This window comes from Acetobacterium wieringae (assembly GCF_023700225.1).
Classification (GTDB): Bacteria; Bacillota; Clostridia; order Eubacteriales; family Eubacteriaceae; genus Acetobacterium; species Acetobacterium wieringae.
In genome coordinates, this window is the sequence record NZ_CP097897.1 from 139,035 (window position 1) to 153,603 (window position 14,569).

Genomic DNA, 14,569 nt, shown 5'->3' on the forward strand with positions numbered 1-14,569 from the left:
TTCATCCTTTTATCGTTATTTTTAGAGCAGCATCACCTGGTTTTTGCCACTACTTTTGGACTCATAAAGGGCTTTATCGGCGCGACGGAGGATGGTATCTTCGGTATCAATATCGATCGCCTGGGTTATTCCGATGCTGACGGTGATATTGAATTCGGAAAGCATGGGATCATTGACAATTTCAAACCGCAACGCCTCCATTTTTTCAGCCGCCAAAACCCCAGCAAGGTAAATGATGCCGCTGAATTCGTCACCACCCCAACGGGTGATCAGATGATCACTGAGGGCGGACTTGCACAGGTTCATCACATGGATTAAAATCTTGTCCCCCTGTAAATGGCCGTAGGTATCGTTAACGTCTTTAAAATGATCCAGATCCATTAAGAAAACGGACCAGGCACCCCGGGTCTCATCGCTTTGGGCCAGGGTGGCTGTTAAATGCTGATCAAAATCCTTGCGATTGGAGAGGATCCCCAGATTATCCAGTAGCGCCAGCTTTTTCATTTGGTCATCATTTTTGTTAATGATTCGCTGAACAATGATTAGCACTGAGGCCAGGACGAGAATAACAACAAAGAGGTCATAATACAATTGTTGATTAAAAGACTGGGCCAGTTCCGAGGTATCTTTTCGGACAATTAGATACCAGCCCAGTTCTTCAATATAGTGACTGATGATATATTGCTGATTATATAAGTCTTCGTCGTTAAAGACGTTGATGGCATCCGCTTTATTATAGAGATCCGGTCCGATGGCAGCATAGATGTCGAGATCATTGATATTCTGATTTTCAATTAAATCGGGATTGGTGTGGGCCTGGATCAACCCCGTTTCATCAACCAGAAAGGCTTCCAGGTCATAGTCCCGTTCAAAATTTTCCAGCAGTTCCTGAACATAGGTCATTTCAATGCCAACCCCGGCCACCCCCATCAAGTTGCCCTGTTCGTCAAGGATTTTGCAATTGATAAAGATGGTAAGGCGCTGGTTATCGACCTGATCCTGATCCACGTCCAATACATAAAGCTTATCCTGATTGATAAAATCATAGTACCATTGATCATGGTCATCCTGGGGTGAAATGGTTTTAAACAAGCCGTTGTAACGAAAATAATTCAGCGATTGGGCAGAAATCAGAAAGACGGAATGATAATTATATTTGCTTCGGATACCTTCCAGATAATCAATGATTTCTGGATTGCGTTGCGGGTCTTCCTGGGCTAGCCACTGTTTGACAAAGCTGTCATTAGCCATGGTCAGGCTGACAAAAATCGGTTTGGTCAGTTCGTTATTGATTTCCGAATAAATATTGGTGGAGGTGAGTTTGGAAATATTCAGCACATCATCTTTAATGATTTTGCTGTAGGTGGCAAAGCTGAAGAACACAATCGCCACAATACCAATGAGGATAATCAGTGAGATGAGCAGTCCGACTTTATTACGTTGTTTCATAATGGCCTCATCAGTTCAATTTTATTTTAATTTTTAACATTGAAAAGCGGTTTTGTCAATCATAATTAACAAAACCGCTGATTATTGGGTCTGGCCATGATTGGACGCATCGCAGGTGTCAGATCGTCAGATCGATATGCTGGATGGTTCCGGCCGAACCATTTTCGTTTAAATAGATCCCGGTGCGCTGGAGTTGGCCGTTAGTCTGATTGTTGGCGCCTTTAAGGGCAAAGCTGGTATTGACGTTACCCAGATAAATGGCACCGATCCCTTTTTGGCCCAGAGCCATCAAAACATCTTTACCAGCAGCATCTTTGGACCAGATTTGCAATTTGTCATAAATAGCATCATTTTCATCGATCCAGTTATTGCCATCGGTATCGTACTTAGCCAGATCGTCAAAACCGTTGCCGCTTTGCGGTACTGAAGAGTTCGCTGCCGTCATTAATAGTGCCGTCTTCATTGAGATCCAGGGCCAGAAAGCCGCTGCCGGGACCGACAAAAGAAATTTGATCGAGGCTGCCGTTGGCATCAATATCAAAGGCATATTTTTGCTCAGAGAGTGAGGCACTGCCAGTTCCGAAATTGATGACCAGCGGGTCGACTTGAACGGGTTCATTGCCAGCTTTGATATCCAGATTGGACTGGGAGATGAATTCCCGACTGAGATTTAATTGCAGATCGATATTGATCTGTCGGCCATCGGCAGTTGTGACGGCTGCCTGGGCCTGAAATGACGTGCTCTGGGCTTCATAGTGGGTGACACTCTGATGGTATTCAAAGCCACCACTGGCAGGAACGCTGTTGCGGGGTTGTGCACCGGCTAAACCCTGAGCCCATCCGGCGGCAGCACTCAGCAGTGAACTCCGGGTGGAATAGGCACTTTGGATCGCCTGACTCATTTTCGGGTCTTCCAGAGTGGCTTTTTTGGGCACCACAAATCTGATTTTTTTCTTGGTCAGTGCCTCAATCATCCGTTTTAGCAGGGTCAGCTGTTGTTCTTCCTTACTGGTCAGGGAGGAGGTTTCCTCCTCTTCGGCTGGGGCCGCCGATAGTGGCGCCGGGTTGTTTAACTGCAGATTTTTAGCCGCTTCTGATATTTCAAGGGTATCCATTCCCTTTGCTGAAGAAATGGTTGTGGTTGTCGTTTTAGAGTTGCCCTGAGCATCCCAGCTACGCAAGGATTCGACCGTTTTGGTGGCTTCCATATAACTGCTTTGGCTGGCCATTGTAACGTTTGAACTTTCGATTTTCATAAATCCACCTCCATGTTTTTACGAAATGATTACGCCAGAAATAGACGCAATCCGCTAACATGGATATCGGCTGATTAAGAAAAAAGATAAGCTGAAATTGATCAAAAAACGAATAAAGTTGATTAATTCTCAGCGTGCAGGGACACGGTTTGACCATCCAGAATCATATTGGTGGTGCGCACGGCACACATTTTCCCGCACATCGAACAGCTGTGTTTTTCTTCGGTGGGGGTGCTCTCATAATAGGCCTGGGCTTTTTCGCCATCGATGGCCAGCGCAAACATGGTTTCCCAGTCAATCTGGCGCCGGGCATCGGACATTTTATTATCCCAGTCCCGGGCCTGGGGAATGCCTTTGGCAATGTCGGCGGCATGAGCGGCAATCTTGGTTGCGATGATGCCGTCCTTGACGTCATTGATATCGGGCAACCGTAAATGTTCGGCTGGCGTCACATAACAAAGAAAATCGGCGCCGTTGGCCGCAGCGATGGCACCGCCAATGGCGGCGGTAATATGATCATAGCCTGGAGCCACATCGGTGACCAGCGGACCGAGGACATAGAAGGGGGCATTGTGACACAGCCTTTTTTGAATAACCATATTGGCGGCAATCTCGTTGATGCCCATATGGCCCGGGCCTTCAACCATTACCTGAACGTCTTTAGCCCAGGCCCGTTTGGTCAGATGACCCAGTTCAATCAGTTCGCTGAGCTGGGAAGCATCAGAGCTGTCGTCAATACAGCCCGGGCGCAGGGCATCCCCCAAGCTGATGGTGACATCAAACTCCCGGAGGATTTCTAAAAACTCGTCGTAATATTCATAAAAGGGATTTTCGTTGCCGGTCATTTCCATCCAGGCAAAGATCAGTGAGCCACCCCGGGAGACAATATTGGTGCGTCGACCCGACCGCTTAAAGGCTTCCACCGCCCGCTTATTGATTCCGGCGTGGATGGTCATAAAGTCCACCCCTTCTTCGGCGTGGGCCCGAACCACCCGCATGAAATCCTGGGCGGTAATCGCCTGCAGATCTTTTTCCAGGTAGCCGATGGCATCATACATCGGAACCGTACCGATCATTGCCGGCGACAGTTCAAGCAGCTGCTTTCTAAAGGTATTGGTTTTTCCATAATTACTTAAATCCATAATCGCTTCGGCCCCAAATTTCAGGGATAGTTTGACCTTTTCCAGCTCCAGACTATAATCGTTACAATCCCCCGAGACCCCCAGGTTGACATTGATTTTGGTTTTCAGACCAGTACCGATGCCTTCCGGCGAAAGCGAATGATGTCGGACATTGGCCGGGATGGCAACCTGGCCACAGGCGACCAAAGCCATCAGTTTGGTCACATCAAGGCCTTCTTTTTGGGCCACGGTTTTCATTTCCGGGGTGATAATCCCCTTTTTTGCCGCCTCCATTTGGGTTTGGTAATTTTTCACAAGCGTTTCCTTTCTGATTTAAAATCTGGGGTAATAAAAAAGTGCCTTCCACAATAGGAAAGCACCAAACGTACGTATTAGAAATTAAGCTAAAACGCCTTGCCTCCCTACGTTAGTATTAACTAACAGGTTCAAAGGGTCAGGTTTTAACCTTCTCAACAATAAGTCCCCCCGCAAAAAATATTTAATTGTCAGCATTATATCATGGAAAATGAAAATGTCAAGATCAAAGACCGATCGGGTAGTTTGCGAAACAAATGAAAAACCCGGGGACTATACCGGCAGCGTTTCCAATAACTGCGAAAAGCCAGGATCATCCAGGGGGTCACTCCACCAAGGCCCCTGAAGATAATCGCATTGGTATTGCTGCAAATAGTCAACCTGGGCATGGGTGTGCACACCTTTAGCAAAAACGGCAAGATTCAATTGGTGGCCCAATAAAACCATGGCAGCAAGAGGATGGTTAGTGCCGTTACCACCATCAATGGCATCGACATAGCTTTGGGCAAGTTTAATCGTATCAATGGGAAATGTCTGAAGTTCATTGACATAGGCCATGGTTTCGCCAAAATCATCCAGTGCAATAAGAATACCAGCTGAACGGAGTTCATTGATCACCTCGGACAGTTGCGGGGAGGCAGCCAGAAACGTTGATTCACGGATTTCAAATTCCAGGTTGCTGCCGATCATACCAGCTTTGGCTAGGGTCGTTTTTACCATCGGAACAAAGCCCGGATCGAGAATTTCAACATCAGAAATATTAATTGACATAATCAGCGGCGCAGTGTAAATTTTTTTAAATTTTTGGTATCTTTCGCAGGCTTCATCAAGAATCCACTGTCCCAACAATGGCATCAGACCATTGTTTTCGGCAATTGGCAAAAAAACCTCGGGACTGACGTTACCAAGGACAGCAGAGTTCCACTGCGGCAGAACGTCAAAGCCCCGCAATTGCTTGGAGTCAGAAGTGAATTGAGGTTGAAAGACCAGATAAAATTCATTGTTTTCCAGAGCCAGGTTGAAGTAATGGTCGTAATCCAGCTTCGCAGATGGTGCAGCGCTTTTTGGATGATTAAAAAATTCGATGCCAGCGGTCTTGTGGATTTTTGCCCGGTACATAGCGTGATCGGCGGATTTTAAAAGTTCGGCAGAGGTACTGCCATCTTCTGGGTAGCGTGACAAACCAAAGCTGGCCCGGATTGGTAGGGGCTTATTTTCAATGATCAGATCATCGATGAGTTGTTGTCGTAGATTTTCAATATAGGCATAAAGGGCATCATCAGTCAGGGGGCGTTTAATAATTAAGGCAAACTCATCACCACCCAATCGACCCAGCATGTCATCGCCATGGATGGCATCCTTTAATTTGGCAGAAACCGCCTGGAGCAATAAGTCTCCCACATGGTGCCCTAAAGTGTCATTGACTTGCTTGAAGTCATCCAGATCGATAAAGGCAAGGGCAAAATGAAGATCAGGTTCCTCAATCGAGGTGATCAGTTGATCGATTCGACTGATCAGCATTTTACGGTTCGGTAGCTCGGTGAGCATGTCAATAAAGGCCATATGGCTTAATTTTTCTTCATTCGCTTTAATAATTTGATTGTAGGCTGTCAGCAGATCGTTCTGTTCAGCCATTTTTTGATTTTTAACGGTAATCTCATCGATTTTCCGATGATAATTGATAATGAACAAATAAATAATAGAGATGATGAATATGGTGGAGATGGGAATGATAATCATCGGTTTGCCATGCATAGCCGGTTGATTCAAGCCGGAGATAGTAAGGCTGAGAATCAGAAGCAGGTTTAATAGGACGGATAGGATATAACCCCATTTTTTTATCCGAATCGTTAGAAAGATTGAAATAAAAACTTGAATTTGCGAAAGAATAACGCCGATATCGGCAACGGTCTTTAATTGAGAATCCAGAAAGCCGAGTATGATAAAAAATGCAGTACAAAATGCGGCAGTAATCCATTGGATGATTACATTACCTGAAAGGTAGGCTTCAGTATCAAAGATGCGGCTAATGGGACCGGACTTCTTTTTTTCTGACATAAGGGATACTCCTTTCTGAGAGGGGATCGGATTAAATATTATGGTTAAAATAATAAATAGGGTCTGTCATTTTTGTTTAATTATTGATATGATAGGATAAGATCGACACGTTATTTCAATTATAATACCCCTGACGGATTGAGGCAATCAGAGAACGAGGAAGAATATAGCTGAAATAATTAATAGCAGCAGCCGAAGGGATTAATAAATTGAAACGGATTTATTCTAAAATAATTTAGATCTGTCAATGATATGAAAACGATCGACAAATAAAAATAGGTCATGGAAGAAGACCGAGATGGTGTCAGATGAAATTGAAATACAAAATAATTATAATCGCCCTTTGCAGTGCTGCAGTGCTTCTGGGGGTAACCTACGGAATTTTTTATTGGGTTTTTTACGGTTATGTTGACGATGCCCAGAAAAATCAGATGGATAAAGATTTTGAAATGGTTGAGACGATTATTGACAACGAAAAAGAAAACTTTAATAGCATTTTGAAGGATTGGGCCTATTGGGATGATACCTATAATTTTATCAATGATCATAATCCGGATTATGTGACCGTCAATCTGAATGACGAGACCATGGAAAACCTGAGTTTAAACATGATGCTCTTTGTCAACCAAAGCGGTGTGGTGGTTGGCGCTGACGATTTTGACCTGACCGCAGAACAGACGACGGCCCTGATTGAAAAAATTACCCGAAATAACTTTTATACCGGACTGTTGACGGATAATGCAGATGTCACAACGCATTTGATGATGCTGGAAGGACAGGCCTATTTGATCGCCACCGGGCGGGTTAACAATTCCAATCATAATGCGGTCAGTAATGGTAGTCTGGTGATGGTCAGAACCTTTGATGACGAAATGACGGCTTACATTGAATCCTTAACAGGCGTCAATGTGGAATTGAGAGAAGCAGAAGCGGCGACCACCATTCTCAAAAATCAAATTAGCAAAAGAGAATTTGATGGCAAGCCCTATCTCACCGCCAGTCGGCTCTTCCCGGATGGCAGTGGCGAAGAAAATCTTGTCATGACGATTTCCCGGATGGAAGAAAACTATAGCTTTGTCAAGCACCAATTTAACCTCTTTATGGTCAGTTTTATTGTCTTATTGTTACTGGTGCTGGGGATTGATTATTTAATCGTGAATCGCTATTTTCTTAAAAGAATCGAAAAACTGATCGCCTTTACCAAAGAAGTGGGGATAAAACGCGATACTACACTATCGATCAGCATGGAAGGGCGGGACGAGCTTAAAACCCTGGCGGTTTCCACCAATCAGATGCTTCAGGAAATTGATCAGGCAAATCAGCAGATTAAAATGATGGATGAACGCTATCGTCTGATCATGGAAGCTACCAATGACGGGTATCTGGATGTCTGGCTACAAAAAAAAGAAGCGTATATCAGCCCTGAGTGGAAGCGGTTAATCGGCTATCGGGGGAAAGATGGCCGTCAGCTTTATGAGGATTATTTTTTAAAAATACATGGGGATTGCAAAAACCGGTTGGAAAGCAGTTTTATGGATATGCTCAGTGGTAAGGTGGACTACTTTGAAGGAGAATACCGGGTAATGTCGGAGCATTATGGCGTGATCTGGGTGTCCCATCGTGGTAAGGTGGTTCAGCGTGATCAGAACAATGAGCCGATTCGTTTTATCAGTACCCTGTCGGATATCACCAGAAGAAAGATCAATGAGGAAGAAATTCTCTTTTTGAGTTATTCAGATCCCCTGACTCGGCTCAAAAACCGGGCTTACATGAAAAAACAGTTTGAGGTTCTCAGTCAGCAACAAAATCCCCACTATTTTATTATCATGTGTGATATCAACGGTCTCAAGCTGACCAACGATGCCTTTGGTCATCAGGAGGGGGATCAGGTCATGGTGGCAGTGAGTAATGTGCTAAGGCGGATCTGTCGACCCACCGATTTTATTTCCCGATGGCCAGGTGATGAGTTTGTCATTTTACTTAAGGACATCGATCAGGAAGGTGTCTGTCAGCTGATCCGGGAGATCACCGATGAAACGGATAAAATCCGGGATTTTCACTTAAATGTCAGTTTAGCCATGGGTTATGCAGAAAGCAATGTGGATCTGAAAAGGCCGGAAGATGTGTTGAATTTGGCTGAAAATCGGATGTATCGCAATAAGCTGATGGAAAGCAGCAGTTCCCGGAATGCCACAATCCGATCGCTGGCCCGCACTCTCCATGAAAAAAGCACCGAAACCGAAGCCCATACCATGCGGATTACCCAGTTGAGCAAGGCCCTGGGCAGCCGTTTAAATCTCCGCAAGGATCAGCTGGACGAACTGGAGCTGTTATCGCTGCTCCATGATATCGGCAAAATCGGGATTCCGGAATATATTCTTGATAAACCGTCTAAACTTAGTAAGGAAGAATGGGAAATCATTAAAACCCATCCGGAAATCGGCTATCGGATTGCCAAGTCAACCCCCGCACTGGAACATATTGCCGAGGATATTCTGGCTCACCATGAAAAATATGACGGCAGCGGCTATCCCAATGGGTTAAAAGGCCAAACGATTCCCTACCTGGGTCGGATCATCAACGTGATTGATTCCTTTGATGTCATGACCCACAGCCGCAGTTATAAAAAGGCTAATGATCTGTCCTACGCCATCAGTGAGCTAAAAGGTTGTTCTGGCACTCAGTTTGACCCGGAAATCGTCAGAGTCTTTCTTAACATGATCGCCGATGAAGGTTTGCCGGTACAACTGGAAATCGTAGTGTCAAGCAATAATCAGGAAAATAAAAGTTAACAATAATAAATTTAAGGAGGAATCAGATATGACAGAGATCATTCAATTAGGGGCCATGGCGCCAGATTTTGCGTTGGTGGATCAAAATGGGGAGCTGGTCACCCTGAGTCAGTTTAAAGGGAAAAAGGTGCTTTTATCCTGGCATCCTTTGGCCTGGACCTCGGTATGCACCGATCAGATGCGTTCCCTTGATCGCAATGCCGATCGTTTTGCCGAAAAGAACACCGTGGTATTGGGTCTCAGTGTTGATCCCCAGCCATGCAAATCAGTATGGGCCCGGGCCTTATGTCTAAAACAGCTCAAGATCCTCTCGGATTTTAATCCCCTGGGGGCGGTTGCCCGGTCCTATGGGATCTTCAGCACCGAACATGGCGCTTCCAAACGGGCCAATATCCTGATCAATGAAGTGGGGATGGTGATCTGGGTTAAAAAATATGAAATCCGAACCTTGCCGGATGTGGAAGAAGTATTGGGAAAACTGTAATAAACCAGTCGCTTTTGATACAGCGTTGCCCCAGTCCCCTGGATCAAGAAACTGTTTGGTAAAGTTTTCAGCCGGTCAATACCCTGGGCAACCAGGGTGTTTTTTGAATTGTTTCGGGTATAAAAACAAGCAGATTTGAAATGAAGGGATGAATATATGAGCAGAAAGAAAATCATCGTCATCGGAGCTGGGGTCAGTGGCCTTGCCAGCGCCCTGCGGTTGTTAAATGAGGGCTTTGAAGTTGAGCTATATGAGAAAAATGACCAGGTCGGAGGACGGATGGGCGTTATTTCCGGAGACGGTTTTACCTTTGATCTGGGCCCGACGATTCTGATGATGCCTCAGATTTATGAAGAGGTGTTCAGCTGCTGCGGTACCGCAACCCGGCTGATTATCTCCAGATGGAACGGCTGGACCCCATTTACAAGGTATATTTTGACGATGGCACCACCCATGAGGCGTCTTCAGAACTGAGCAGCTTGATTAAAACCCTGGAGTCGGTGGGTGAAGCAGAAACCCAGGGTTATCTGGCCTATCTGGCCGATGTCTATCAACGCTACCTGGTGGCCAAGGAACATTTTATTGAGCGTTCGTTCCGCAGCGCCAGTGATTTTTATAATCCGAAAACCCTATTGGCGGGGCTACGGCTGCGCACCTTTGACAATGCCTTTGACTCGGTCGGGAAGTTTGTCAAGGATCAAAAAAATCAAGGAGCTGCTGAGCTTTCAGACCCTTTACATTGGCATCTCACCCTTTAATGGGCCTTCGATTTATACGATTATTCCAATGATCGAACTGACCTATGGTGTCTGGTTTTTAAAAGGGGGAATGCGGGCCATGGCTCTGGCGATGGAAAAACTGTTTTTGGAAATGGGCGGTAAGCTGGTTCTTAATGCCCCGGTAGAGCGGATTAATTGTGATGGCAACCGGGTTCGCAGCATCACTGTTGCGGGCCAGGAGCAAACCGCTGATGCGGTAGTCTGTTCAGCGGATTTTCCCTATGCCATGAAAGCCCTGCTACCGGACAATTTCAAGCACAAAAAATATCAACCTGACAAGGTCGAGGCGCTGGACTATTCTTGTTCAGCCTACATGCTCTATCTGGGTCTTGACAAGCGGGATTTTCCCGGCCTCAACGTTCACAATCTGGTTTTTTCACAAAATTTTAAAGGCAATCTTGACGATATCTTTGCTGGACGTTTTCCGGCGGACCCGTCCATCTATGTTTATGCGCCAGCGTTGCTGGATGAGAGCCTGGCTCCTCCGGGGCAACTGGGCCTTTATGTCCTGGTGCCGGTACCCAATTTAAAAGATGGCCCACTGGACTGGAACGATCAGCAGGTCGTGGCTGGCTACCGTCAACAGGCCATGGATAAAATTCGCCAGATCAAGCCGCTGGCTGATTTTGAAGCCCATATTATTTTTGAAAAAAACTATACCCCCCTTGATTTCCGGGATGACTTCAATGCTCTGTTTGGAGCGACCTTTGGGCTGCGGCCAACCCTTTTGCAGAGCAATTACTGGCGGCCCCAGCCCAAGGCGATGAAGTATCAAAACCTGTATTTTACCGGTTCCAGCGCCCATCCCGGGGCGGGTGTGCCGATTGTATTGACCTCGGCCAAGATTACCGTGGCCGAAGTGGTGAGGGATTTAAAATGATCGAAGATGCGATTCAAAAGGATTTAAACTGGTGCGAAACCCTGATTCAAAAGAATTCCAGCAGTTTTTACCGGGCTTTCCGCAAATTGCAGAAAGAACAGGCCCAGGCAGTCTTTGCCATTTATGCCTTCTGCCGGATTGCCGATGACGCCATTGATGTCGATAACAATCCGGAGGTGGTTAAAGCGATGGCGGTAAAGCTGGCAGCATTTGAGGCCGGAGTAACCCCTGATGAACCGATGTGGCGGGCATTGGGCTGGGCCTTTGACCATTTTCCGCTAAAGATCCGACCTTTTCAGGAAATGCTGATTGGTCAGCTTCAGGATGTTGAATTTAAACAGCCGGAGACCTTTAATCATCTGCTTGACTATTGCTACCTGGTGGCGGGTACAGTAGGTTTAATGCTTTGTCCGCTGTTGGCGGAGCCGGTAACCATGGAAGCAGAGGCCTTGTCGGTGGAACTGGGGATTGCCATGCAGCTGACCAATATTTTGCGTGATGTGGGCACCGACTATCGCTTGCAGCGAATTTATCTGCCCGAGGATTTAATGAGCGCCTGGGGCGTTAGTCCCGAGGATTTGGCTGGACCGGAGCCAAGCTCGGAGTTGATCCAGCTATGGGAGTACCTTGCCACTGAAGCGGAAAGCCGCTATCAAAAAATCACAACAAATCTGGCGGTGTTTGATAAAAAAGCCCGGTTGCCAGTGTTATTGTCGTTACTTTATTACAGTAAAATTTTAAAACGGTGTCGGCAAGCCCGGTATCACTTATTGGATCGGCGGATTTATGTGCCCAAATGGGAAAAGGCCTTGCTCTATATTTCGGCCAACAAACAGCTGACATCTTTTGGGCAATAAGTGACAGAGAAGGGAGGCATAAAATGGAAAATATCTGGAATAATATTCTGGGAATCGTCGTTTCGTTTATCTATGTGTTTGGTGTGATTTTTCTGGCAAAATTTTTGGAGCGCTTCGGCAAGGAAGCCAGCCGCAAGGCGGTTCATATTCTGGTTTGTAACTGGTGGCTGCTGGCGATGGTCTTTTTTGACAGCCCCTTTTGGGCAGCGGTGGTACCGGCTTGTTTTGTGATCCTGAATTATCTGTCCTATCGTTTTCAGATCTTTTCGTCAATGGAACGGGGGGGCGGAAAGGGTGATTTGGGTACGGTCTACTATGCCATTTCACTATTGCTGCTGGCCCTGATTACCTTTGGGCCTCTTAATAACCCGGTGGTTGGCGGCGTGGGGATTCTGATTATGGGTTACGGCGATGGTCTGGCTGCCGTGGTGGGAACCCGGTGGCCAAAGTGGCCGTATCAAATTCTCGGTTCTGAAAAAACGTTGTCGGGCAGTCTGACCATGCTGGGCGCTTCGTTTCTGGTGACGACACTCCTGCTGGCAGCAACTGGTCAGCCTCAGGTACTGATCCCAGCCATTACCCTAGCGCTGCTGGCAACCGTGCTGGAAGCCGCAACCCCGTTGGGGCTCGATAATCTGACTGTGCCTCTGGTCAGTGCCGGAGCCTATTATTTTTTATTTGTCTGATTGGAGGTGCAAAGTGGAAAATTTAACACAGTATAGTCTGGCAGCTCAGACCGGATCGACCCTGGAACACGTGATATATATTTTTTTGTCGCTGGCGGTTTCTGTTTTTGCCTTAAGGCGCAATGCCTTAACCCTATCGGCGGCACTGGGAGCCTTTTTTCTGGCCGTGGCCCTGTATCTGGCTGGCGGGCCGCTGTTTTTTATCCTTTTGATGGTATTTTTTTTCAGCTCCACCTTTTTATCGCATTTCAAAGCCAGCTTGAAAGATCCCATTGAGGTTCGGATGCATGCCAAGTCCGGCCCCCGGGATCTGGTTCAAGTGGGCGCCAATGGTGGGGCCGCACTGATTATGGCGATTCCCTTTGCCTTATCGCAAAACCCCGCCTATCTGGTGGCAGTGGCGGCATCCTTTGCGGCCTGCAATGCCGATACCTGGGCTTCGGAAATCGGGATTCTCAGTAAGAAGGCCCCGGTTTCGTTACTTACCTTAAAACCGGTCAGCCCCGGACTTTCCGGGGGAGTCAGTCCGCTGGGTTTTTTGGCTTCGCTGGGTGGGTCGGCCGTGGTAGCCTTGACCTATGGTCTTTACCAGTTGGCGGCAGGCAACAGTGGGGTGCTTTTATTAATGCAAATCCTGATGATTACCTTTGGCGGGCTGCTGGGATCAGTACTGGATAGCTTTATGGGTGCTGCTTTCCAGGCCAAATATATCAGCCATGAAACCGGTGAGCTGACCGAAAAACCGGTGGATAATAATAAGCCCAATCAGCTTTATAGTGGGCTGGCCTTTGTCAACAATGACTTTGTTAATTTTGCCAGTTCATTGCTGGCCGCCAGCCTGGTACTGTTTTTTGTCCAGCTGCAGTAACGGCCGGGATGGGGCAATCGTTTTGAGGAAAGGAGAAAACGGATGATTAAGCAGGCTTATTTTCAGGGAAAAAACAAAAAACGCCGCTATTTTGAAGGCTGGTATTTTAAATGCATCAGCGCCGATCGCAAACATGCCATTGCCATTATTCCGGGAATGGCCATCGATCCTCAGGGGAACCGGCAGGCTTTTATCCAGGTCATCAATGCTGTCACCGGAAAAACCTGGTATCATCATTTTCCCTATCCCGAGTTCAATGCCAGAACGGATCGGTTTGATGTGGAGATTGAGAATAATAGTTTTAACGCCCAGGGCCTATCGCTGAATGTCGATACGGCGGAAGGCAGTATCAAAGGGCGGTTGACCTTTCACAATAGCCATCCCTTTCCCAAGGGTTTAAAGCACCCGGGGATCATGGGGCCTTTTGGACTAGTGCCCTTTATGGAATGCTACCACGCTATTATTCATTTGTATCATGAAATAAAGGGTGAGATTGATCTGGATGGGGAGTTGATGGATTTTAATGGCGGAGTCGGTTACATTGAAAAAGACTATGGCCGATCCTTTCCTAAGACCTATCTCTGGTTACAGGCCAGCCATTTTGAGGCTGGCGATGCTTCATTTGTCTTTTCACGGGCGAATATTCCTTTTTTAGGGATGGAATTTCCCGGTTTCTTTGCTTACTTCACTGATTTTAGCGGGATTACCCGCCGTTTTGCGACTTATAATTTTTCCCGGTTGGAGAAATGGGAAGTTGATACCACAAAGGGAACCTGCGCTGGGGAACTTGAAGGTCCGAATGGGGCCCTCGCTTTTAAAGCACAGATGGCCAGTGGCGGACGGCTGCGGGCGCCGGTGGACGGACTGATGGATCGCGAGATTGTCGAGAGTATCACGGCTAAGGTTTGGCTGCGTTTAACAAACAATCAGGGCAATATCATCTTTGAGAGCATCAGTAGCGAAGCGGGGATGGAGATTTGTCTGGAGGAAGGGGTTGCAGTGAAGCAAGAATCCGAATAAATAA

14 protein-coding genes and 1 riboswitch are annotated in these 14,569 nt (G+C 46.7%); of the genes, 9 read left to right on the plus strand and 5 right to left on the minus strand.

All coding sequences use genetic code 11. From position 1 onward, the window contains the following. Positions 1–21: 21 nt before the first annotated feature. The 5 genes from CHL1_RS00700 to CHL1_RS00720 all read right to left on the minus strand — a co-directional run bounded on the left by CHL1_RS00700 (position 22) and on the right by CHL1_RS00720 (position 6,199). On the minus strand, positions 22–1,449 hold the full coding sequence (locus tag CHL1_RS00700; RefSeq protein WP_250934352.1) for a sensor domain-containing diguanylate cyclase: 1,428 nt from the start codon (positions 1,447–1,449) through the stop codon (positions 22–24). A gap of 118 nt (positions 1,450–1,567) precedes the next feature. Further along, the gene (locus CHL1_RS00705; protein ID WP_250934353.1) at positions 1,568–1,894 is read right to left on the minus strand and encodes a hypothetical protein; all 327 of its coding nucleotides are present in this window, start codon (positions 1,892–1,894) and stop codon (positions 1,568–1,570) included. Beyond that, positions 1,848–2,705, minus strand: coding sequence for a hypothetical protein (locus tag CHL1_RS00710; RefSeq protein WP_250934354.1), 858 nt, complete (start codon positions 2,703–2,705; stop codon positions 1,848–1,850). Before CHL1_RS00710 ends, CHL1_RS00705 begins: the two co-directional genes overlap by 47 nt. Before the next feature lie 122 nt (positions 2,706–2,827). Next, entirely contained in the window at positions 2,828–4,120 is a 1,293-nt protein-coding gene (gene thiC / locus CHL1_RS00715) for a phosphomethylpyrimidine synthase ThiC (RefSeq protein WP_250936199.1), read from the minus strand. A gap of 107 nt (positions 4,121–4,227) precedes the next feature. Beyond that, a riboswitch (TPP riboswitch) is annotated at positions 4,228–4,324 on the minus strand. A gap of 90 nt (positions 4,325–4,414) precedes the next feature. After that, positions 4,415–6,199: a putative bifunctional diguanylate cyclase/phosphodiesterase gene (locus tag CHL1_RS00720; protein WP_250934355.1), complete on the minus strand. Its 1,785-nt coding sequence runs from the start codon at positions 6,197–6,199 to the stop codon at positions 4,415–4,417. Positions 6,200–6,507: 308 nt separating this feature from the next. On the opposite strand from CHL1_RS00720, the gene CHL1_RS00725 reads away from it, so the two are divergent. The 9 genes from CHL1_RS00725 (at position 6,508) to CHL1_RS00765 (ending at position 14,565) form a co-directional block, all read left to right on the plus strand. Next, positions 6,508–8,991 carry an HD domain-containing phosphohydrolase gene (locus tag CHL1_RS00725; RefSeq protein ID WP_250934356.1) on the plus strand — a complete coding sequence of 828 codons (2,484 nt, stop codon included), beginning with the start codon at positions 6,508–6,510 and terminating at the stop codon, positions 8,989–8,991. A 28-nt stretch (positions 8,992–9,019) separates the two neighbouring features. Continuing rightward, on the plus strand, positions 9,020–9,475 hold the full coding sequence (locus tag CHL1_RS00730; protein ID WP_228877897.1) for a redoxin domain-containing protein: 456 nt from the start codon (positions 9,020–9,022) through the stop codon (positions 9,473–9,475). A gap of 156 nt (positions 9,476–9,631) precedes the next feature. Next, the gene (locus CHL1_RS00735) at positions 9,632–9,949 is read left to right on the plus strand and encodes a phytoene desaturase family protein (protein ID WP_250934357.1); all 318 of its coding nucleotides are present in this window, start codon (positions 9,632–9,634) and stop codon (positions 9,947–9,949) included. After that, positions 9,877–10,233, plus strand: coding sequence for a phytoene desaturase family protein (locus CHL1_RS00740; protein ID WP_250934358.1), 357 nt, complete (start codon positions 9,877–9,879; stop codon positions 10,231–10,233). Before CHL1_RS00735 ends, CHL1_RS00740 begins: the two co-directional genes overlap by 73 nt. After that, positions 10,163–11,134: a phytoene desaturase family protein gene (locus tag CHL1_RS00745; RefSeq protein ID WP_250934359.1), complete on the plus strand. Its 972-nt coding sequence runs from the start codon at positions 10,163–10,165 to the stop codon at positions 11,132–11,134. Before CHL1_RS00740 ends, CHL1_RS00745 begins: the two co-directional genes overlap by 71 nt. After that, entirely contained in the window at positions 11,131–11,991 is an 861-nt protein-coding gene (locus tag CHL1_RS00750) for a phytoene/squalene synthase family protein (protein WP_250934360.1), read from the plus strand. Before CHL1_RS00745 ends, CHL1_RS00750 begins: the two co-directional genes overlap by 4 nt. A gap of 23 nt (positions 11,992–12,014) precedes the next feature. Then, positions 12,015–12,677, plus strand: coding sequence for a diacylglycerol/polyprenol kinase family protein (locus CHL1_RS00755; protein ID WP_228877890.1), 663 nt, complete (start codon positions 12,015–12,017; stop codon positions 12,675–12,677). A gap of 13 nt (positions 12,678–12,690) precedes the next feature. Beyond that, on the plus strand, positions 12,691–13,545 hold the full coding sequence (locus CHL1_RS00760; protein ID WP_250934361.1) for a DUF92 domain-containing protein: 855 nt from the start codon (positions 12,691–12,693) through the stop codon (positions 13,543–13,545). A gap of 42 nt (positions 13,546–13,587) precedes the next feature. Then, entirely contained in the window at positions 13,588–14,565 is a 978-nt protein-coding gene (locus tag CHL1_RS00765) for a tocopherol cyclase family protein (RefSeq protein WP_250934362.1), read from the plus strand. Positions 14,566–14,569 lie beyond the last annotated feature (4 nt).

What these genes read in the sequence shown, in the direction of transcription:
- CHL1_RS00700 (WP_250934352.1), bottom strand. Translation starts at nt 1,449, where the DNA reads ATGAAACAACGTAATAAAGTCGGACTGCTCATCTCACTGATTATCCTC.
- CHL1_RS00705 (WP_250934353.1), bottom strand. Translation starts at nt 1,894, where the DNA reads ATGACGGCAGCGAACTCTTCAGTACCGCAAAGCGGCAACGGTTTTGAC.
- CHL1_RS00710 (WP_250934354.1), bottom strand. Translation starts at nt 2,705, where the DNA reads ATGAAAATCGAAAGTTCAAACGTTACAATGGCCAGCCAAAGCAGTTAT.
- thiC (WP_250936199.1), bottom strand. Translation starts at nt 4,120, where the DNA reads ATGGAGGCGGCAAAAAAGGGGATTATCACCCCGGAAATGAAAACCGTG.
- CHL1_RS00720 (WP_250934355.1), bottom strand. Translation starts at nt 6,199, where the DNA reads ATGTCAGAAAAAAAGAAGTCCGGTCCCATTAGCCGCATCTTTGATACT.
- CHL1_RS00725 (WP_250934356.1), top strand. Translation starts at nt 6,508, where the DNA reads ATGAAATTGAAATACAAAATAATTATAATCGCCCTTTGCAGTGCTGCA.
- CHL1_RS00730 (WP_228877897.1), top strand. Translation starts at nt 9,020, where the DNA reads ATGACAGAGATCATTCAATTAGGGGCCATGGCGCCAGATTTTGCGTTG.
- CHL1_RS00735 (WP_250934357.1), top strand. Translation starts at nt 9,632, where the DNA reads ATGAGCAGAAAGAAAATCATCGTCATCGGAGCTGGGGTCAGTGGCCTT.
- CHL1_RS00740 (WP_250934358.1), top strand. Translation starts at nt 9,877, where the DNA reads ATGGAACGGCTGGACCCCATTTACAAGGTATATTTTGACGATGGCACC.
- CHL1_RS00750 (WP_250934360.1), top strand. Translation starts at nt 11,131, where the DNA reads ATGATCGAAGATGCGATTCAAAAGGATTTAAACTGGTGCGAAACCCTG.
- CHL1_RS00755 (WP_228877890.1), top strand. Translation starts at nt 12,015, where the DNA reads ATGGAAAATATCTGGAATAATATTCTGGGAATCGTCGTTTCGTTTATC.
- CHL1_RS00765 (WP_250934362.1), top strand. Translation starts at nt 13,588, where the DNA reads ATGATTAAGCAGGCTTATTTTCAGGGAAAAAACAAAAAACGCCGCTAT.